Origin of the sequence: Caulobacter sp. BE264, assembly GCF_031457805.1 — a bacterium.
Lineage (GTDB): Bacteria > Pseudomonadota > Alphaproteobacteria > Caulobacterales > Caulobacteraceae > Caulobacter.
Window position 1 is genome coordinate 334,074 of record NZ_JAVDXI010000005.1, and the last position, 18,647, is coordinate 352,720.

Below are 18,647 nucleotides of genomic sequence, written 5' to 3' on the forward strand. Positions count from 1 at the left end.
ACAGAAACCGCCATGCCTCAGTTCCTGGCTTGGCGGGGGGCGGAGCGGCGGCCATAAGAGCGCCCGTGTACGTCCCTCCCGAATCCCCAGAACTGGACCGCGCGCGCGACGTCCTGCGCCGCACGTTCGGTCACGCCGACTTCCGGGGTCTGCAGGCCGGGGTCATCCACGAGCTGCTGACCGGCCACAGCGCCATGGCGGTTCTGCCCACGGGCGGCGGCAAGAGCCTGTGCTACCAGATCCCGTCGCTGATCCGGCCGGGCCTAGGTCTCGTCATCTCGCCGCTGATCGCCCTGATGGCCGACCAGGTGCAGGGCCTGCGCCAGGCGGGCGTGGCGGCCGAGCGGCTGGACAGCAATATCTCGCTCGATGAGCGGTCCGACATCTGGCGACGCATCGACGCCGGCGAGGTCGACCTGCTGTATCTCTCGCCCGAAGGCCTGATGCAGCCCTGGATGCTGGATCGCCTGGCGCGCACGCCGCTGGCCCTGATCGCCGTGGACGAGGCCCACTGCGTCAGCCAGTGGGGCCACGACTTCCGCCCCGAGTACCGGATGCTGGGCCGGCTGGCGGAACTGTTTCCCGACGTGCCGCGCCTGGCCGTCACCGCCACCGCCGACGCCCGCACCCGCGACGACATCCGCGCCGAACTGCGGCTGCAGGGCGCGGCGGAGTTCGTCGACAGCTTCGCCCGTCCGGAACTGGCGCTCAGCGCCGAGCGCAAGCGCGGCAAGGGACACGACCGGGTGGTCGAGCTTGTCCTGGAGCGCCCCGGGCGCTCGGGCGTCATCTACGCCGGCTCGCGTGACGGGACCGAAAAGCTGGCCGAGCGGCTCAACGCGGAAGGCGTCCCGGCTCTGGCCTATCACGCCGGTCTCGACAAGGCCGTCCGCGCCCGTCGGCTGGAGGACTTCCTCGAGGCCGATGCGGCGGTAATGGTCGCCACGATCGCGTTCGGCATGGGCGTCGACAAGCCCGACGTGCGCTATGTGATCCACGCCGACCCGCCGGCCGCCATCGAGGCCTATTGGCAGGAGGTCGGCCGCGCCGGGCGCGACGGCCAGCCCGCCGAGGGCATCACCCTCTACGGCTCGGCCGACATGGCCTGGGCCAGCCGACGGATCGAGACCCGCGAGGCGCCCGACGAGGTCAAGCAGGTTCAGTCCCGCAAGCTGCGCCAGTTCTACGCCATGCTGGAGGGCGTCACCTGCCGGGCCGCCGCCGTGCGTCGCTACTTCGGCGAAGAGGGCGTCGGCCGCTGCGGGGTCTGCGACATCTGCGTCTCGCCGCCCACCGGCATCGACGCTACGCAAGCGGCCCAGAAGGCGCTGTCGGCCGTCCACCGCTTGGGCGGACGCCTGGGGCGCGGACGGGTCATCGAGCACTTGATGGGCAAGACCAAGGATGTCACCCCTCAGGAAGCGCAGCTGCCGACCTTCGGCATCGGTCGCGAGTTCAGCCAGCCCACTTGGCGCGATCTCTTCGACACCCTGATCTTCGAGGGCCTGCTGCGCGAAGACCCCAACGACGGTCGCCCCCTGGTGGGGCTCGGCGATGTCGAGGGCGTGCGGCAGGTCTATCGCAACGAGCGCAAGGTCGCGCTGCGCCAGATGGCCGACACCCCCGACAGCGGCGGCCGCGCAGGCGGGGGCTTGCGCAAGCGTCGCGAAGGCCGCGCCCTCACCATCCCGCCTGAGAACCAGTTGCTGTTCGAGGCCTTGAGGTCTTGGCGTAAGGAGCAGGCCCAGCTGCAGCACGTACCGCCCTATGTGATCTTCCACGACGCCACCCTGGCCGAGATCGCCGCCGCGCGTCCGACCAGCCTGGCGGCGCTGGGCAAGGCCGGCGGCGTCGGCCAAGGCAAGCTCGACCGCTACGGCGAAGGCGTTTTGAAGGTTGTCCGGGAGAACTAATCGGCGCGCTGCGAGTTTCCACCGGGTCAAGCCGAGGAGCCTCCCCATGACCGATATCAGCAGCTTCACCCCGTCCAACGTCACCACCGCCGCGGACAGCGCCGCCAAGACCACCGCCGAAAAGACAAAGCGCGCCAAGGAAGCCGCGCTGGACGCCGTGAAGGCCGCGCGCGAAACCGCGAGCGAAGTCGCGCAACAGACCCGCACCTTCGCGACCGAAAAGGCCCGCGTCGGCGCGGCCTGGACCACCGAGAAGGCCAAGGTGGCCCATCACGTCGCGGAAGAACATCCGATGGGCGTCGCCCTGGGGGCGTTCGCGATCGGCCTTGGCCTGGGCTTCCTGATCTCGCGCAACCGTCACTGATCGGCCGGGCGTGGGGCGGCGTGTCCGCTCCGCGCCCAATCCCCGACTTCAGAGACTGAGACGCTCGGCGTTCACGCCCGCCGCTCGCCAGGCGGCGAGGCGTGCGAACGCGAGTGTCAAAGCCTTGCGCCGCGCCGGCGCCAGCGGCGTCAACGGCGCCTCGCGCACCACCGCGCCGCCGAACCCGTCCGCGACCAGCAGACCCGGGTCCTCCGGCAGAACGCCATCGGGAAAAGTCGGCGCCACCGCGAAATAGAAGGCGTCGCAGAACGGCGCGTAGTCGCCCCACTTCCGATCGACGCGGAAGTCCTCCAGCCCCGATTTCACCTCGACGATTAGCACGTCGCCTTTGGGTCCCAGCGCCATTAGGTCCGCGCGGCGGCCGTTGGGCAAGGTCACCTCCGCCAGGGGCGCATAGCCCAGATCGACCAGCAGGCGCGCCGCGCCGCGCGTCACGGCCAGCGTGGTTTCCGGTCGGGAGGGGGCCAGTTCGATGATCACGTCCATTTGCGCGCGATCATGTTCCAGCTTTGTTCACAGATCAAGCTGGGCGGCGCTGGCCTTCCCTGCGCCCTCCCCCTAAAGACGGGCCATGTCCGGCGCCCGCGCTTCCTTCCTGCCCTATGCCGCTCTCTTGGCCGCGATCGTCACGCTGTGCGTGGGCACCTCGTTCGCCAAGACCCTGTTCCCGCTGGTCGGCGCCCAGGGCGTCAGCGCCTATCGCGTCGGCTTCTCGGCGCTGATCCTGCTGGCCATCTGGCGGCCCTGGCGTCATCGGCTCTCCGTCGCGGATCTTCGCACCGTGGCGATGTACGGCGCGGTGATGGGCACGATGAACCTGTGCTTCTACATGTCGATCCGCACCATCCCGCTGGGCCTGGCCATCGCCATCGAGTTCATGGGCCCGCTGGTCCTCGCCGTCGCCCACTCCCGCCGCCTGATCCATTTCGTCTGGATCGCCCTGGCGGTGCTGGGCCTTGGCCTGCTGCTGCCGATCAATCCCGGCGCCAAGCCGCTGGACCCGGTCGGGGTCGCCTACGCCTGCGCGGCGGCGGTGATGTGGGCGCTGTACATCATCCTGGGCAAACGGACGGCCCACCTGCATGCGGGACGTTCGGTGGCGCTGGGCATGACCACGGCCGCGCTGATCGTCGCGCCGATCGGGGTCGTCTCGGCCGGCCCGGCCCTGTTCGATCCAAAGATCGCCGCCCTGGGTCTGGTGGTGGCGGTGCTGTCCAGCGCCATCCCCTACTCGCTGGAGATGATCGCCCTGCGCGGCATCCCCAAGCGCAGCTTCGGCGTCCTGCTCAGCCTGGAGCCGGCCGTCGGCGCGCTGGCCGGACTGGCGATCCTGCACGAGCGGTTGGTTCTGACGCAATGGCTGGCGATCGCCGCTATCGTCGCGGCCTCGGCCGGAACCATCCTCACCACGCCCGCCGAAGCGGTCAGCGAGGACGTCCCCTAGGGTTTAGCGCCGCCCGCCGCGACGAACCAGCCATTGCGGAAGCTCTGATCGGCCTTGCCATAGAGGAAGGGCGAGCCGTCCGGCTGTACGAAGGTTCCACCGGCGGCGACCAGCACGGCGTGGCCCGCGGCGGTATCCCATTCCGAGGTCGGCCCGTGGCGCGGATAGATGTCAGCCGAGCCCTCGGCGATCCGGCACATCTTGATCGAACTGTCCATCGGCGTGCGCAGGTCAAAGCCGTACTCGGCCGCCAGTTCGGTGGCCTTGTCTTCACGCATCGTGTGGCTGATCAGGCCCAGGGCCTGGCCGGTCGGCCAGGGACGGACCTGGATCGGCGCTTCGGGCGCGTCCGGCCCGGCGCGCTTGGCCGCGCCGTCGGCCGTGGTGAACCACACCTCGCCCGTCGCCGGGGCGCAGACCGCGCCAGCGACCGGAACGCCGTGGTCGATCAGACCGATGTTCACCGTGAAGTTCGGATCGCCGCGCACGAAGGCCTTGGTGCCGTCGACCGGATCGACCAGGAAGAAGCGCGGCCCGACGGCTTCGGGCGTGCCGAACTCGCTGGCGTCTTCTTCCGAGATCACGGGAATATCGGGATAGAGCTTCGCCAGGCGCTCCAGGATCAGGCGCTCGCCGGCGCGATCGGCCTCGGTGACAGGGCTCTCGTCGGCCTTCTGGGCGACAGCCAGCTCCGTGCGCCAGAACGGCAGGATGACCACGGCGGCCTCCTCGGTGATCCTGGCCAGGACCCGGCCCCAGTCCGCGAGATCCTGAACCGTCTGCTTGTCGTCGCTCATGCCTGCCCCCGGGGATCGTCGCCGACGAAGACCAGCCGCACGCGCGTGGCGTCGATGGTCTGCTTGCCGGCCTCTTCGAAATTCACCGTCACCCGATGCCCGATGACGGACTGAACCTGACCCAGACCCCAGTCGGGCTGGCCAGGATGGCGCACCAGGACGCCAGGCTCGAGGAACGGATCGATCACGGTCGCTTCCATAGGGCCTGTCCGTCCGGGATGAAATCAGAGACCGGCCACACGCGTGCGTTATTTTCTCCTAGCGGCGATAGCGGTGCGTCGCCTGGGCCGGTTTGCGAAAGGCTCAAATCACGGCAGAGTTCGCCGCCATGACCGAGACCGTCACCGAAGCCGCCGCCCCCGCCTCCCCCGAGACCGACGTCCAGGGCCCCGATTTCGCCGCCATGCTGGCCGCGCGCCTGTGTCACGACTTCATCAGTCCGGCCAGCGCCATCGTCTCGGGTCTGGACCTGCTGGAAGACCCCTCGGCCCAGGACATGCGCGACGACGCCATGAACCTGATCGCCTCGTCGGCCCGCAAGCTGGCCGACCTCTTGCAGTTCACGCGGGTGGCGTTCGGCGCCTCGGCCTCGGCGGAAAACTTCGACTCCCGCGAGCTGGAAAAGCTGGCCCAGGGCGTTTTCGCCCATGTGCGCCCCACCCTGGACTGGCAGATCGAACCGCAGGCGATGAACAAGCCCTCGTCGCGCGCGGTGCTGAATATCGCCCAGATCGCCGCCAGCGCCCTGCCGGCCGGCGGCGTCGCCAGCGTCAAGGGCGTGGCCGCCGATGGCCGCTTCTCGATCATCGCCGACGCTGCGGGCCCCCGCGCCCGACTGCGTCCGGAAGTCCTGGCGGGCCTGAAGGGCGAGCCCTTGGCCGAGGGCCTGGGCGGACCCTGGGTGCAAGCGGCGTACCTCAACGCGCTCGTCCGAGCGGCCGGCGGCCAGATCGCCGTCGAGATCGGCGAGGATCGCGCCTCGATCGCCGCCTGGGTGCCCGCTTAAACTTTACAATCTCAGCCACCCCGATCCGGGTTTAGCAAACCGCTCCTTAACCAGAGACCGCGCATGGTGGCCCTCTGGATTGGAGCGCGCCGTGAAGACCTGTCTGGTGGTCGACGACAGCCGGGTGATCCGCAAGGTCGCCCGCCGAGTCCTCGAGGACATCGGCTTCGAGATCGCCGAGGCCGCCGATGGCATGGAGGCCTTGGCGTGGTGCCGCGCGGCCATGCCTGACGCCATCCTGCTGGATTGGAACATGCCGGTGATGAACGGCATCGACTTTCTGCGTCAGCTGCGCAGCGAACCGGGCGGCGACGCGCCCAAGGTCGTGTTCTGCACAGTCGAGAACGCCCCGGACCATATCCGCGCCGCGCTCGACGCCGGCGCGGACGAATACATCATGAAGCCGTTCGACGGCGATATCATCGAGGCGAAGTTCGCCGAGGTTGGCCTGCTGTGACGCCCGAGGACATGGACCTGCTGGCGGCCCTTGGCCGGGCCCGCGCCGGCGTTCGGGTCGAGACCGAAAAGCCCTACCTGATCGAGAGCCGTCTGGCCCCTTTGGCCCGGCGGGAGGGCTACGACTCGATCGAGGCCCTGATCGCGGCGCTGCGCAGCAAGCGCGAGGAGCGCCTGATCTGGGCCGTGGTCGAGGCGTTGTGCCGCGGCGAGACCACCTTCTTCCGCGACCGTGAGACCTTCGCCCAGCTCCGGGACCAGATCCTGCCGGCCCTGTCGCATCGTCGCCGCGAAGCGCCGATCCGGATCTGGAGCGCCGCCTGCGCCACGGGCCAGGAAGTCTATTCGATGGCGATCGCCGCCGCCGAAGCCCCCGGGCTGGCCACCGGCACGCGGTTTGAATTCTTCGGTTCGGATCTTTCGGAGCGCAGCCTGGAGAAGGCCCAGGCCGGCCTCTACACCCAGTTCGAGGTGCAGCGCGGCCTGCCGATCCGGATGCTGATCAAGTACTTCGAGAACCAGGACGACACCTGGGCGATCTCGCCGCGTATCCGCCAGACGGTGCGCTGGAAGCGGATCAACCTGCTGGCCGACCTGTCGGCGATGGGCCGGTTCGACGTGATCCTGCTGCGCAACGTGCTGGGCGGCATGGACGCCTCGCTGCGCGGCAAGGTGGCCCGCGCGCTGGCGGCGCTGCTTCCCGACGACGGCGTCCTGGTTCTGGACGCCGAGGATGACGCCTCGGAGATCGACGAACTGCTGACGCCCGCTCCGGGCGGGCGGGGCATCTATCTGCGCGATCCGTCCATCCGTGCGGTGGCCGCATAGGCCTTGCTGGGCGCCCGCGCGACCGACGCGCCGCCGATCAGCGCCCCAACAGCCTCCCGCAGTCGCGCCGCGCCGCCCACGGGCGCCGGCGTTAGCGCCGCCAGCGCTGGCGCCAGCTTGCGAAAGAGAACGGGCGGCGCTTCCGGGCCGATGATCGCCTGGCGAAGATCCATCATCTCGACCACCGCGCGGGTCGCCTTGCGCCAAGCCACCGGCGGACTGACGCCGTGCGGCGGGGGCGCACGGCAGTCAGTGAAGTCGGGCCGCAAGCCGCAGCCCGCCTCGATCGCGTGCTCGACGGTCCGCGCATAGGCCTGGTCCCGGGCTAGCCGGTCGACATCGACGACGAGGTCGGCGTGCGGCAGCGCCTTGAGGTAGGACCGCAGCCAGACCGCCAGGAAGGCCTGAAACGATACGCTGGCGGGGGCGCGTTTGAGCCGCGCGCGGACCGCCGCGATCCGTTCGGCCAACGGCCCCGCCCTGTCGAACGCCTCGCCGAGCAGCGCGCAGGAGACGTCGTCACATCCCGCCATCTCGGAGAGAAGGACATAGTGGCAAAGCTCGAAATAGGTCGGGCGCGGCCGGCGGCGCAGCGAATAGAAAGACAGCCATTGCTGGACCGGGTCGCGGATCAACACGATGTGGAAGCCGCCAAAGCGCCGCTTCAGCCAGCCGGCGCGCCCCAGGGTGCGGCAACAGGCCAGGACGGGAGTCTCGCCGCGCTCGCGGGCGGCGGCGGTCAGGCCGTCGACGTAGGCCTGCTGCTGCAGATCGCTCGCCTCAGGCTCGATCCAGAAGCGGTCAAGCGCAAAGCCTGGATCGAACCCCCGCACCCCGCCGGCCGGGTCCAGCACGACGTCGAACTCGCGCAGATAGGGCGTCTCTCCACCGGGATGGCGCAAGCCGCTGTTGTCCGGCGTCTGGGCGTTAATTGTCTCGGCGGTGACGTGGGCTAGCTGCTCATGGAAGGGCTCGTAATAGGCCCGAACACCAGGTGACGCGCGGAAGCGATGCCAGACATAGGTGCTGGAACAGCGCCAGCCGCTATGGATGAAGACGGTCGTCGGGTCGGATGGCGGCAAGCGGCTCTAATCCCCAGGATGGGGAGAGCTTCTCGATGAAACTTTTCAGTCGGATATCGAGAACACGGCCCAAGGTTGCATCCGCGCAATACAACGACGAGCTCTGAAACGAAAAAGGCCCGCCGGGGTGACCGGCGGGCCCTGAACGACCTTGAACGGCTTAGTTGTTCTTGACGTCGCGGGCCGTGTCCGTGACGGCCTTGCCGGCCGACGAGACGTCCTTGCCCGCGCCTTCGACCGTGTTGCAGGCGGCGACCGACAGGGACGCGGCCAGGGCGGCGAGGATCACCAGTTTACGCATCATTTTCTCCGCTGTTCGCCGGGAGCCGTCACGGGCCTGGGCGTCTGAACCATTGCCCTTGCAGAACGTCAGCAGCGAAGCTCGGTTCCAGGTCAGGCGACCGGAGGCAGCGCTTGGGGCGTGGGGAAGGTCAGGCGCACCGTCAGGCCGCGCGGGTCGCGCGTTTCGAACGCGACCTTGCCCCGAAGCTGACGCGCAAAGGCGGTCATCAGGGTGCGTCCGACGCCGCCGCCCAGACTGTCGGGCGCGCCCGGCCCATCGTCGCTGATCGACAGTTCCGCTTCCTCGCCCCGCACGTGGAATCCGACCACCAGAGTCCCGCCGCCTGGTCCAAAGGCGTGCTTCTGGGCGTTGGTGATCGCTTCGACCGCGAAGAGGGCGATCGGCGCCAGGCGATCAGGGTCAATGACCAGAGGATCGGCGTGGACCTCGGTTCGCACCAGCCCGCCTGTCCCGCCAAAGCCGCCCATGTCGTTGGCCAGCAGTTGAGCGGTCAGCTCTTCCAGGAACGGCCGCAGGTCGACCCGTTTCAGGTCCGGGCCCTGGTAAAGGGCGCGGTAGATCTGGGCCAGGGCGGTGATGCGCTGACGCGTGTCGTTCATCGCCGCCTTGGCCGCCGGGTCCGCCAGCGCCCGCTGCTGCATGTTGAGCAGCGAGGTGATGATCTGCAGGTTGTTCTTCACCCGGTGATGGATCTCGCGCATCAGCGCGTCCTTCTCCGCCAGGCTGTCCATCAGCGAGGCGTCGCGCGTGACGATCGCGCCCGCCATGGCGTCCAGCGTCGTGGCCAGTTCGCGAATTTCCGGCGGCGCGCGCTCAGCCTGCAGCGGGCGCACAGTGAAACGGCCCCGCGCATAGATCGCCGCAACCCGTTGCAGGTAGACGATCCAGCGGATCACGCCGCGCTCGGCCGCATACAGTACGGCCGCCAGAGCCAGGAAGAACGCCAGCAGGGGCAACAGCAGGCGCGAGATCGGGTTGATCGACGCCCATGACAAAAGACCCGGCGACGGCGCCGACAAGATCACGAAGACATTGTCGTCGACCAGCGGCGCGGCGGAATAGTTCCGGCTCCGGCCTTCGAGGTCCTTGCCGCTCCACAGCACGGACTTTTCACGCGCCGCGATCTCTCGCCAGCCCGGGTGAGGCGCGCCGAACGCCTTGGGGCTGGTGGCGGCGAACACGCGACCGTTGGAGTCGGCCAGGGCCACCTCCGCGCCGTCCGGCATGAACCGGTTGGTCGTCTGGAGCTTCAGTTCTCGCAAAGTCAGTACGGCCGCCATCGCGCCGTCGAAGCGCTCGGGGGTTCCTGCGCGGACGGCGGCCAGCACCGCCGGTTCGTCGGCATAGACCGCGCCTGGCGCGGAGGCGACGACCATGTCCTGACTGGCCCGCAACGCCTGGAACCAAGCGCGGGCGCCGCGCTGGCTGTCAGAGGGCGTCGTCGCCGCAGCGCAGGCCACCCGGCCACGCGCGTCAAACCGGATCAGGTTGGCGTAACCCGGCAGCCGGGCGCGCACGTCGGCCAGGCGCTGAGCGCACTCCAGGCCCACCGAGCCCGGACCCAAGGTCTGCAGAAGGACGCCAGCGGCCTCGATGCGGGCGCGGGCGATCGTCGCGCTGTGCCCGGCGGCCAGCTCCAGGCTCTGGCGACGCGCGTCGGCTTCCGCGCGGAAGGCGAAAATCGACTGCAGACCGCCCAGTACGAGCACGGGCAGAAGCGCCACGCAGAGCGCGACGGCCAATCGGACACGAATGGAGGTGGCGGCCCGCCCGGCGCGGCCGGTGAAGGCGTTCACCGTAAAGAGCTCAGTCGCTCCGCGTCGGCCAGGATCGCCCGCATCGCATCCCCCGCCGCCGCCCCGTCGCGGTCATAGGCGCCGGTCTCGAGGATGGCCTGCAAGGCCCGGCGCGCGCGGCTGACGCGGCTCTTCACGGTGCCGACGGCGCAGTTACAGATCTCGGCCGCCTCCTCGTAAGCGAAGCCGCCGGCCCCGACGAGGATCAGCGCTTCACGCTGTTCGGCCGGAAGCATCGAGAGGCCCAGACGCAGCTCATCCAGCGCCACCGGCGCCTCCGGGTCGTCGACCGCGACCAGGGTGCGTTCGGCCGCTTCCTGGTCGAGCTGGCTCTGACGCCAGCTGCGCCGCTTTTCTGAATAGAACTGGTTGCGCAGGATCATGAAGGTCCAGGCCTTCATGTTGGTGCCAAGCTGGAAGCTGGCGCGGGCGTCCCAGGCCTTCATCATGGCGTCCTGCGCCAGATCGTCAGCGGCGGTGGGGTCGCCGGTCAGCGTCCGGGCGAAGGCGCGCAGATGCGGGATCAGCGTGACCAGTTCACGTTTGAAGGTGTTGTCGCGGACAGGGTCCGGTGGCGAGCGTCCAACCTGTTCCTCGGCCATGCTTACTCACCCCCCGCTGGAGGCTCGGCCTTGCGGAGGATGGCGAGAAACTCGTCGGGAACCGGCTCGTTGACGACCTCGTCGAACATCTGCCGCAGCTTGACGCCGATCGCCTGCTGACGCAGGCGCGCTTCATCCAGCGCCGCTGCGCTCTTGCGTTTGTCTTCCATGGGTACGTGTTCGATCATGTCCTCGACGCCGAAGTTCATCGGCGCCCGCCCCCTTTGGCCGAATGTCTTTCCGCCAGACGACAACGTGGTTTTCCGTACCCGGTTCCATAAGCTTGGGCATATGATGGCAAAATTCCGCTCCGGGCGGAACCGTCGAGTTGAGGGGGCGTTATCGACCTTCGACGGAACGGCGTAGCTTGACCGTTCTTTAGACTAGTTTCGAAGACACCTAATCGGGAGGGGTCATGAGTCTTCTTGCTCGCCTGGCGCCGCATTTGCCTTACATCCGCCGCTACGCCCGCGCCTTGACGGGCGACCAGACGACCGGCGATCACTATGTCCGCGTGGCGCTGGAAGCCCTGGCGGCGGGCGAGCTGACGCTGGACGCCGACCTGTCGCCGCGCGTGGCGCTCTACCGTGTGTTCCACGCCATCTGGCTCAGCTCCGGCGCCCAGCTCGAGGCCCGTCGCGATGACGCCTCGCACGCCGGCGACGACGCCGCCCAGCGCCTGATGCGTATCGCACCCCGCTCGCGCCAGGCGTTCCTGTTGACGGCGCTGGAGGGGTTCACGCCCACCGAAGCCGCCCAGATCCTGGATTGCGACTTCGGCGAGGTGGAGCGCCTGATCGCCGACGCCCAGGCCGAGATCGACGCCGAACTGGCGACCGAGGTCCTGATCATCGAGGACGAGCCCGTGATCGCCGCCGATATCGAGGCGCTGGTTCGCGAACTGGGTCACGAGGTCACCGACATCGCCGCCACGCGCGGCGAGGCGCTCGAAGCCGTCGCCCGGCGCACGCCCGGCCTCGTCCTGGCCGACATCCAGCTGGCCGACGGCTCGTCGGGCATCGACGCGGTGAAGGACATCCTGGGCCGCATGGACGTGCCGGTTATCTTCATCACCGCCTTCCCCGAGCGCCTGCTGACCGGCGAGCGTCCAGAGCCGACCTTCCTGATCACCAAGCCGTTCCAGCCGGAAACGGTGAAGGCGGCCATCGGCCAGGCGCTATTCTTCCATCCTCGCCGCACGGCCAAGGCCGCCTGAGCGCGAACCTGCGTCGTTGAACCAGAAGCGGCCTCCCGACAGGGAGGCCGTTTTTGTTTGCAGAAGCGACCGTCGCGCTCAGCGCGGCGGCTGCTTGGTCGGCCGCAGCATGCCGACATCATAGCCCAGCGCCTTGGCCCGGGCGGTCAGCGCCGCCCGCTCGGCTTCTGTCGGCGGCTGACGCGACAGCAGCCACAGATAACGCCCCGAGCCCTCGCCGACGATCGCCCAGCCATAGTCTTCGGCGCGATCCATGATCCAGTAGTCGCCGAAGAACGGGCCGAAGAAGCTGACCTTCAGCTTGGCGTTGGTCGTGGTGTCGACGATCTTGGCCTTGCCTTCGGCGGTCCGCACCGGGCCGTCGACCGCGCCGTCCCGGCAGGTGTTGAGCACGCGGATCAGGCCGTCAGGGCGCTTGGAATACTCTGCCGTAACGCCTTCGCAGCCCTTCTGGAAGCGCATGTCGTAGCGCGCCACCTCGTACCACTTGCCCAGATAGCGATCGACCTCGACCGACCTGGCGGGCTGCGGCGGGTTGGGATTGCCGACCGGACCCGACGCGCAGGCGCCAAGGGTCGCGGTCAGCGTCAAGATGACAGGCAGGGCGAGCAGCGACTGGCGCATGGAACCTCCGGAAAACAACGCCTGGGATACGCGCGGGATGGTCCGGCGGATGTCGGTGGCTCGCCAAAACGACAACCGCCCCGCCGGGGTTCCGGCGGGGCGGGGCGACGTCTTCGGGAGGTGGGATCCCTACTCGGCCGCGATGCTGACCGGCGCGACGGGCCGATCCTTGAAGTTGATCGCCTGCAGGTAGCGGATGCCCTCTTCGGCGATATCGTCGCCGACCATCCGCTCGCCTTCGTCCCGCAGCTCGGCCAGATCCACGTACATGGCGTAGAAGGCCTTGGTGCGGTCGGTAATGATGCCGGCGTTCAGCAGAGTCTTGACCAGCACCCGGAAGATGTTGGTCTGCTCCTTCATGTTCTCCCGACGCACGTCGTCGGTCATGATCTTCCCGTACTCCTCAACCACCTTGTCGGGATCCAGGCCGAACTCGCGGTAGAGATCCAGCTGCTGGTGCGGCGAGACGAGGTTGAACAGCAGCGTCTGGAAGCAGTGCGCCGCCCAGTCCTCGATGATCGCATGCTCTTCGGGCGAGAGCTTGGGCACGGTGCGGTCAGCCCAGATCTTTCCGAACTTGTGGTGGAAGGCTTCGTCGGTCATCACCAGCTGCAGCAGCTTCTTGCCGACCGGATCGTTGATGTTGTTGTAGAAGGTGGCGAAGGCGCCCATGGCCAGGCCTTCCACCAGCATCTGCATGCCGATGATCTTCTTGTAGACTTCCGGCGAGCCGATGATCTCGACCAGCAGGGTCTTCAGAGCCGGACCGCACTCGACCGGCTTGCCCCAGCGGGCCTTGATGTACTTGGCGAAGGCCGTGACGTGGCGGGCCTCTTCGCGGGTCTGGTTGGCGGCGTACTCCTGGGCGCCCTGGTCCTTGAGGACGTGGCACAGGCTGGCCGACAGGTTCAGCGCGCCTTGCTCGCCATGCAGGATCGACGAGAAATTCCGCAGCACTGACTGGTTGATGAACCGCGTGCGGACCTTCGGGTCCGACAGGTGGTTGGAGACGTAGTCCGTCGACAGGGCGATCACCATCTCCTCGGGAACCAGCGGCTGGTTCTCCATGTCGAAGGGCTCGTCGAAATCGATATAGGCCTTGTCCAGCGGATCCCAGAAATGATCATGGGTCGCGGAGATGATCTTGTCGAACGCCGTCGAGCGGTTGTTGTACCGGTCAAGTTCGAGCATCGACTCGAAATCGTCCGGCGCCACCGCGTCATACATGGCGTCCTTGGTGATGTTCTTGTCCGTCATGGCGGCGCTCCCTAACTCGGCCGATCGACTGGGATGTGGGCTCACCGAGGTCCGTCTTGCGCGGACCTTCGGCTATCTAAACAGTGTCAACTCAAGACTTGATCGCGGTCAAATGAAAAATGACGCCGCCGTCAGGTTCGCGTCTCGGGAGTGTGGAGAGGGATGATGAACGTCTTCGTTCTGACGGGCGCCGGCGTCTCGGCCGAGAGCGGCCTGGGCACCTTCCGCGACAAGGATGGCGTCTGGACGAAGTACGACCTGAACGAGGTCGCGACGCCGCAGGGCTTCGCCCGCAATCCGGCCCTGGTGCGCGACTTCTACAACGCCCGCCGCGCCAATCTGGCCGGCGCGCAGCCCAATGCGGCGCATGAGGCCTTGGCGCGGCTGGAGGCGGGCCTCGCCGCCGCTGGCGGCGAACTGTTCCTCTGCACCCAGAACGTCGACGACTTGCACGAGAAGGCCGGCTGCCGGCGCGTGATCCACATGCACGGCGAGCTGGCCGTCACCCGCTGCCATCATTGCGAAGCGACCTGGCCGGACCCGGGTCCGCTGTCGCCCGACACGGTCTGCGCGACTTGTGGACGCGACGGCGGCGCGCGCCCCCACGTCGTCTGGTTCGGCGAGATCCCGCTGTTCATGGATAAGATCGAGGACGCCCTCGCGCGCGCCGACCTCTTCGTCTCGATCGGCACCTCGGGCTCGGTCTATCCGGCCGCCGGTTTCGTGGCCGAGGCGCGGGCAATGGGGATTTCGACCTGCGAGATCAATCTGGAGCCTTCGGCCAACGCCTATGCCTTCGACCAGAAGGTCTACGGCCCCGCCACCGAGGTCGTGCCGGCCTGGGTGGAGCGGGTGCTGGCCGACCTTTAGGCCAGCCGCGCCACGCCCCATTCGCACCAGCCCAGCGGCCGGGGCGTCTTGGGCATGTAGCGCTGTTCGACCTCGTCCAAGTGGAATCCCGCCGCCGCGACGGCGCTGGCGACCGGGCGCGTCAGATGGCATCCGCCGGCCATACGCTTCCACAGCGGTTCGAGGCGGCGCTGCCAGCGCGAGACCTCGGCGTCAGGTGACAGCCCGTGCTCGCAGAAGAGGAAACGGCCCTCCGGCCGCAGCACTCGGCGGGCCTCGGCCAGCACCGCCGTCGGTGAGCGCACCGAGCAAAGGGTGAAGGTGCACAGCACGGTGTCGAAGCTGGCGTCGGCGAACGGCAGACGCTCGGCCTCCCCAGCCTGGATCTCCACCGCCAGACCGTCCGGACGCGGCGCCTGCTCGGCGATCGCGCGCAGCTCCGGCGACGGATCGACGCCCGTCACGCGCGTCGCTTTGGTCGGATCGTAGTAGGCGAGGTTCAGCCCCCCGCCGATGCCGAGCTCCAGCACCTCGCCCTCCGCGCGGGGGGCCACGCGCCGTCGCTGGGCCTGGATGGCCGGCGCGCCGCACGCGCAGCACAACAGCTTCGGCAGGATGTGACGCTCGTACCAGCTGGCCATGTTTGATCTCCCCGCATCAGGAGAGCGGCCGGGCGGGCCGAAGGTCAAGCCACGTCGGCGATCACCCGCGCCCTTCCAGCGCCGCCAGCACCATCGGCTGTAGGCGAGCCAATTCGGCCAGCCGCTCGACCAGCGCCTCGCGGCTGTCCAGGGCCAGACCGTCGCGCAGCCGAGCCATCCGGTCCTTGACCTTGCCCAGGTCGGCCGCATTGGCGGCGCTGACCACGGCCGCCTGGTGCTTGCACGCGCCGAACTTCTCAAAGCCCGGGCAGGTGCAGGTCCCCTCGCCCGCCGGCGCCCACAGCTGCACGACATAGAGGTCGCCGACGCTCCCGGTGACGTGGGCGGTGACCTTGTCATCCTCGAGCGCGACGAGGTCGACCGCGCCCGCCTCGGCCATGGCCACGCCGGTATCGAACCAGCGCTCGTCCATGCGTTCGCGCCAGGCTTCAGTATCGAAGAAGCTCATGCCTCGTCCTCGATGCGGTGGATGTCGTCGTCCGACAGGCCAAAATGGTGGCCGATCTCGTGGACCAGCACGTGTGTGATCAGATCGCCCAGGCTGACGTCGCTGCGTTCGGCCCATTCGTCCAGGATCGGCCGACGATAGAGAAAGACCCGCGAGGGCTCGGCCCCGAAGTCCAGCACCGACCGGCTGCTCAGATCCACGCCCTGGTAGAGGCCTGTCAGCTCGAAGGCGTCTTGGATGCCGAGACTGTCCAGAACCTCTTCGCTCGGAAAGTCGTCGACCCGGATCACCACCTCGCCGGCGAGGTGGCGGAATTCGGCGGGCAGGTCGTCGAAGGCCTGCTTGGCCAGGACGGCGAAATCGTCGAGCGAGGGGGCGAGGCGATCAGACCAGGTCATCCGGTTCACATAGAGCGATTGGCGAAGATCGCCATAGCCGACCGCCGATCTTGGCGGCGAACACAGAAAACGCGACGGACGGCCACACCCGAGCTTGATCGCCCTCTGGTCACGGCCCGACTAATCTGGGATTCTGATTCGAAGACCCGCTGGGGTAGCGCGCGCCTGATGACTTCGTATGACCTGATCCTCGCGGCGGCGGCCGGCGCGGTGTGTCTCGCCATTTCCGTCGCCCTGTGGTCCCACGGGCAGCGGCGGAACCTGGAGGCGCGCATCGCCGCGCTCAAGACGCGCCTGATCCAGCAAGGCGGCGCTGACGACGCCCCGGCTTGGCTCGACGCCTTCGACACCGCCGTCGTCGCCGTCGAGGGCGGCCGCGCCAGCCTTGTCGCCGGCGGCGAGGGCCTGGCCGCCTGCGCCAAGGCGCTGGGCGCCGACACCGAGGTCTCAGCCGTGGTCGCCGCGCTCGGCGACGCCGATCCCAACTACGCCCAGAAACTGGCCGCCCTGTTCGAGCGCGGCGAGCCCTGCGTGTTCGAAGCGCGCGGCGCCAACGGCCTCGTCGCCGTCGAGGGCCGCGCGGCGGGCGCGCTGGCCTGGCTGCGTCTGGCGCCGATCGACCGCGCCGACTCGGGCCTGCCGACCGCCGCCCGCTTCGCCGCCTTCGTCGACAGCGTGGTCGAGCCCTGCTGGATCGCCGGGGCCGACGGTCAGGCCGTCTGGGGCAACGCCGCCTTCGTCCGCGCCGTCGGCGCAGCCTCCGCGCAGGCCCCGGCCCTGGCGGGCAAGAGCTTTGACCGCGGCGCCGACGCCGTGGTGGTCGAGGCCGCCAGCAAGGGCGAGCGTCGCGAAGCGCTGCGCTGGATCAATCTGGACGGCCGTCGCCGCGCCTTCCGCCTGTCGGCCCAGCCGCTGGACGGCGGCGGGGTGGGCGTGTTCTGCGCCGACGTCACCGAGATCGAGGACGTCCGCGACGCCTTCAAGAAGCACGTCGAGGCCCACGACGAGACGCTGAACCACATCGCCGAGGCCGTGGCGATCTTCAGCCAGACGCGCCGTCTGTCGTATCACAACACCGCCTTCGCCGAGCTGTGGGGCCTGGAGCCGGCCTGGCTGGCCGACCGTCCGACCCACGGCGAGGTCCTGGACCGCCTGCGCCAGCGCCGCCGCCTGCCCGAGACCATCGACTACGCTGGCTGGAAGGCCGCCGAGCTCGCGCGCTACGAGCACCTGGGCCCACAGGCCGACGACCTGTGGGACCTGCCCGACGGCCGCACGCTGAAGGTCGTCCGCCAGCCGCACCCGCTGGGCGGTATGCTGCTGATCTATTCCGACATCACCGGCGAGCTGCGCCTGAAGGCCCAGTACAACGCCCTGATTCAGGTCCAGCAGGCCACGCTCGACAAGCTGAACGACGCCGTCGCCGTGTTCGGCTCGGACGGCCGCCTGCGCCTGCACAACGAGGCCTTCGAGACGTTCTGGAACGTCACCCCGCACGCGCTTGAAGCAGCCGGCGACTTCGAGGGCGTGGTCGAGCTGTGCGTGCCGCGCCTGCACGACCTGTCGTTCTGGCGCGAGCTGAAGGGCCGGGTCGCCGATCCCGATCCGCAGATGCGGGCCCCGACCTCGGGCGAGGTGCGGACCTCCGACAGCCGGATCGTGCTCTATCAGAGCCGGCCGCTGCCCGACGGCGCGACCCTGATCGCCTTCGCCGACGTCACCGACACCCGCGACCTGCAAAGCGCCCTGGCGGACCGCTCTGCGGCTCTGGCCGAGGCCGAGCGCCTGAAGCGCGACTTCGTCGGCAATGTCTCCTACGAGCTGCGCACGCCGCTGACGACGATCATCGGCTACTCCGAACTGCTGGAGCGCGCCGACGGCATTTCCGAACGGGGTCGCAACCACGTGGCCGCCGTCCGCGCCGCCGCCACCCAGCTGGCGCGCTCGATCGACGACGTCCTGGACATGGCCCAGATCGACGCCGGCGAAATGGCGCTGGAGATCGAGGACATCCGCGTCTCCGACCTGCTGCTCAACGCCCAGGAGCGCGCCCTCAAGGACGCCCAGCTGGGCGGCGTCACCCTGGCCGTGGAATGCGACGAGGACGTCGGCCTGATCCGCGGCGACGGCAAGCGCCTGGCCCAGACCCTGGACCACCTGGTCGAGAACGCCCTGCGCCAGACCCCGCCCGGCGGTCGCGTCACGCTCTCGGCCCGCCGCGCGCTGGGCGAGGTGAGGCTGGACGTGTCCGACACCGGCCGGGGCGTGCCGTTCCACGTGCAGGCCCACATCTTCGACCGGTTCGTCGGTCGCGATCGCGGCGGCCCGGGCCTTGGCCTGGCGCTGGTCAAGGCGCTGGTCGAGCTGCACGGCGGCTGGGTGGCGCTGGAGAGCGAGCCGGGCAATGGCTCAACCTTCACCTGCCATCTGCCCGAGACCCAGCAGCCGGGCGCCATGCAGCCGGAACTTGGCTTCTAGCCGTCGCGCGGAACGCGGCGGGGCGGCAAGTTCTTGCCCCTTCCCCGCACCCGGCAGGCGAAGACAGCATCCTTTTGCCCTAGCAGGGCTTTACGCGACGCA

22 protein-coding genes are annotated in these 18,647 nt (G+C 68.8%); 9 read left to right on the forward strand and 13 right to left on the reverse strand.

The annotated features are described in order from the left end of the window. Positions 1-65: 65 nt before the first annotated feature. A complete protein-coding gene (gene recQ / locus J2X45_RS14480; protein ID WP_310215897.1) occupies positions 66-1,913 on the forward strand; it encodes a DNA helicase RecQ in 1,848 nt (615 codons plus the stop codon). Between the two features lie 46 nt (positions 1,914-1,959). Continuing rightward, entirely contained in the window at positions 1,960-2,277 is a 318-nt protein-coding gene (locus tag J2X45_RS14485) for a hypothetical protein (RefSeq protein WP_310215899.1), read from the forward strand. Positions 2,278-2,325: 48 nt separating this feature from the next. Here J2X45_RS14485 and mmcB read toward each other — a convergent pair whose 3' ends face one another. Beyond that, the gene (mmcB, locus tag J2X45_RS14490) at positions 2,326-2,784 is read right to left on the reverse strand and encodes a DNA repair putative endonuclease MmcB (protein WP_310215902.1); all 459 of its coding nucleotides are present in this window, start codon (positions 2,782-2,784) and stop codon (positions 2,326-2,328) included. A gap of 85 nt (positions 2,785-2,869) precedes the next feature. Between mmcB and J2X45_RS14495 the strand changes: the two genes are divergently transcribed. After that, positions 2,870-3,742, forward strand: coding sequence for a DMT family transporter (locus J2X45_RS14495; protein WP_310215905.1), 873 nt, complete (start codon positions 2,870-2,872; stop codon positions 3,740-3,742). On the opposite strand, the gene cysQ is transcribed toward J2X45_RS14495, so the two are convergent. Together cysQ and J2X45_RS14505 are read right to left on the reverse strand one after the other, a co-directional pair. Then, entirely contained in the window at positions 3,739-4,539 is an 801-nt protein-coding gene (gene cysQ, locus J2X45_RS14500) for a 3'(2'),5'-bisphosphate nucleotidase CysQ (RefSeq protein WP_310215908.1), read from the reverse strand. The two genes, J2X45_RS14495 and cysQ, sit on opposite strands and share 4 nt — an antisense overlap. Next, on the reverse strand, positions 4,536-4,727 hold the full coding sequence (locus J2X45_RS14505) for a DUF3553 domain-containing protein (RefSeq protein WP_024265963.1): 192 nt from the start codon (positions 4,725-4,727) through the stop codon (positions 4,536-4,538). Before J2X45_RS14505 ends, cysQ begins: the two co-directional genes overlap by 4 nt. A 140-nt stretch (positions 4,728-4,867) precedes the next feature. On the opposite strand from J2X45_RS14505, the gene chpT reads away from it, so the two are divergent. The 3 genes from chpT (at position 4,868) to J2X45_RS14520 (ending at position 6,829) form a co-directional block, all read left to right on the forward strand. After that, on the forward strand, positions 4,868-5,545 hold the full coding sequence (gene chpT, locus J2X45_RS14510) for a histidine phosphotransferase ChpT (RefSeq protein WP_310215911.1): 678 nt from the start codon (positions 4,868-4,870) through the stop codon (positions 5,543-5,545). A 79-nt stretch (positions 5,546-5,624) separates the two neighbouring features. Further along, a complete protein-coding gene (locus tag J2X45_RS14515; protein WP_310215914.1) occupies positions 5,625-6,002 on the forward strand; it encodes a response regulator in 378 nt (125 codons plus the stop codon). Then, on the forward strand, positions 5,999-6,829 hold the full coding sequence (locus J2X45_RS14520) for a protein-glutamate O-methyltransferase CheR (protein ID WP_310215917.1): 831 nt from the start codon (positions 5,999-6,001) through the stop codon (positions 6,827-6,829). Before J2X45_RS14515 ends, J2X45_RS14520 begins: the two co-directional genes overlap by 4 nt. Here J2X45_RS14520 and J2X45_RS14525 read toward each other — a convergent pair. The 5 genes from J2X45_RS14525 to J2X45_RS14545 form a co-directional block, all read right to left on the reverse strand. Further along, positions 6,790-7,911 carry a hypothetical protein gene (locus J2X45_RS14525; protein WP_310215919.1) on the reverse strand — a complete coding sequence of 374 codons (1,122 nt, stop codon included), beginning with the start codon at positions 7,909-7,911 and terminating at the stop codon, positions 6,790-6,792. The genes J2X45_RS14520 and J2X45_RS14525 overlap by 40 nt on opposite strands. A 160-nt stretch (positions 7,912-8,071) precedes the next feature. Beyond that, the gene (locus J2X45_RS14530; RefSeq protein ID WP_310215920.1) at positions 8,072-8,215 is read right to left on the reverse strand and encodes an entericidin A/B family lipoprotein; all 144 of its coding nucleotides are present in this window, start codon (positions 8,213-8,215) and stop codon (positions 8,072-8,074) included. Positions 8,216-8,304: 89 nt separating this feature from the next. Continuing rightward, positions 8,305-10,011 (reverse strand): sensor histidine kinase, encoded by a 1,707-nt coding sequence (locus J2X45_RS14535; RefSeq protein WP_310215923.1) that lies wholly within the window; start codon positions 10,009-10,011, stop codon positions 8,305-8,307. Continuing rightward, positions 10,008-10,613 (reverse strand): sigma-70 family RNA polymerase sigma factor, encoded by a 606-nt coding sequence (locus J2X45_RS14540; protein ID WP_310215925.1) that lies wholly within the window; start codon positions 10,611-10,613, stop codon positions 10,008-10,010. Before J2X45_RS14540 ends, J2X45_RS14535 begins: the two co-directional genes overlap by 4 nt. A gap of 2 nt (positions 10,614-10,615) precedes the next feature. Further along, on the reverse strand, positions 10,616-10,801 hold the full coding sequence (locus J2X45_RS14545; protein WP_096053953.1) for a NepR family anti-sigma factor: 186 nt from the start codon (positions 10,799-10,801) through the stop codon (positions 10,616-10,618). A 227-nt stretch (positions 10,802-11,028) separates the two neighbouring features. Here J2X45_RS14545 and phyR point away from each other — a divergent pair, with 227 nt between their 5' ends. Then, positions 11,029-11,829, forward strand: a complete 801-nt coding sequence (gene phyR / locus J2X45_RS14550) for an anti-anti sigma factor/receiver protein PhyR (RefSeq protein ID WP_310215928.1) — start codon at positions 11,029-11,031, stop codon at positions 11,827-11,829. Positions 11,830-11,907: 78 nt separating this feature from the next. On the opposite strand, the gene J2X45_RS14555 is transcribed toward phyR, so the two are convergent. Together J2X45_RS14555 and J2X45_RS14560 are read right to left on the reverse strand one after the other, a co-directional pair. Beyond that, complete coding sequence (locus J2X45_RS14555) at positions 11,908-12,453, reverse strand: lipocalin family protein (RefSeq protein ID WP_310215930.1); 546 nt, start codon at positions 12,451-12,453, stop codon at positions 11,908-11,910. Between the two features lie 129 nt (positions 12,454-12,582). Then, positions 12,583-13,710, reverse strand: a complete 1,128-nt coding sequence (locus tag J2X45_RS14560) for a ferritin-like domain-containing protein (RefSeq protein ID WP_310215931.1) — start codon at positions 13,708-13,710, stop codon at positions 12,583-12,585. Positions 13,711-13,872: 162 nt separating this feature from the next. Here J2X45_RS14560 and J2X45_RS14565 point away from each other — a divergent pair, with 162 nt between their 5' ends. Further along, positions 13,873-14,580: an NAD-dependent deacylase gene (locus J2X45_RS14565; RefSeq protein ID WP_310215935.1), complete on the forward strand. Its 708-nt coding sequence runs from the start codon at positions 13,873-13,875 to the stop codon at positions 14,578-14,580. Here J2X45_RS14565 and J2X45_RS14570 read toward each other — a convergent pair. The 3 genes from J2X45_RS14570 to J2X45_RS14580 form a co-directional block, all read right to left on the reverse strand. Continuing rightward, on the reverse strand, positions 14,577-15,200 hold the full coding sequence (locus tag J2X45_RS14570) for a class I SAM-dependent methyltransferase (protein WP_310215937.1): 624 nt from the start codon (positions 15,198-15,200) through the stop codon (positions 14,577-14,579). The two genes, J2X45_RS14565 and J2X45_RS14570, sit on opposite strands and share 4 nt — an antisense overlap. A 61-nt stretch (positions 15,201-15,261) precedes the next feature. Next, positions 15,262-15,669: an SWIM zinc finger family protein gene (locus J2X45_RS14575; RefSeq protein ID WP_310215939.1), complete on the reverse strand. Its 408-nt coding sequence runs from the start codon at positions 15,667-15,669 to the stop codon at positions 15,262-15,264. Next, positions 15,666-16,067 (reverse strand): metallopeptidase family protein, encoded by a 402-nt coding sequence (locus J2X45_RS14580; protein WP_310215940.1) that lies wholly within the window; start codon positions 16,065-16,067, stop codon positions 15,666-15,668. Before J2X45_RS14580 ends, J2X45_RS14575 begins: the two co-directional genes overlap by 4 nt. 168 nt (positions 16,068-16,235) lie before the next feature. On the opposite strand from J2X45_RS14580, the gene divL reads away from it, so the two are divergent. Continuing rightward, positions 16,236-18,545, forward strand: a complete 2,310-nt coding sequence (gene divL, locus J2X45_RS14585; RefSeq protein WP_310215943.1) for a cell cycle protein kinase DivL — start codon at positions 16,236-16,238, stop codon at positions 18,543-18,545. The last annotated feature ends 102 nt before the right edge of the window (positions 18,546-18,647 follow it).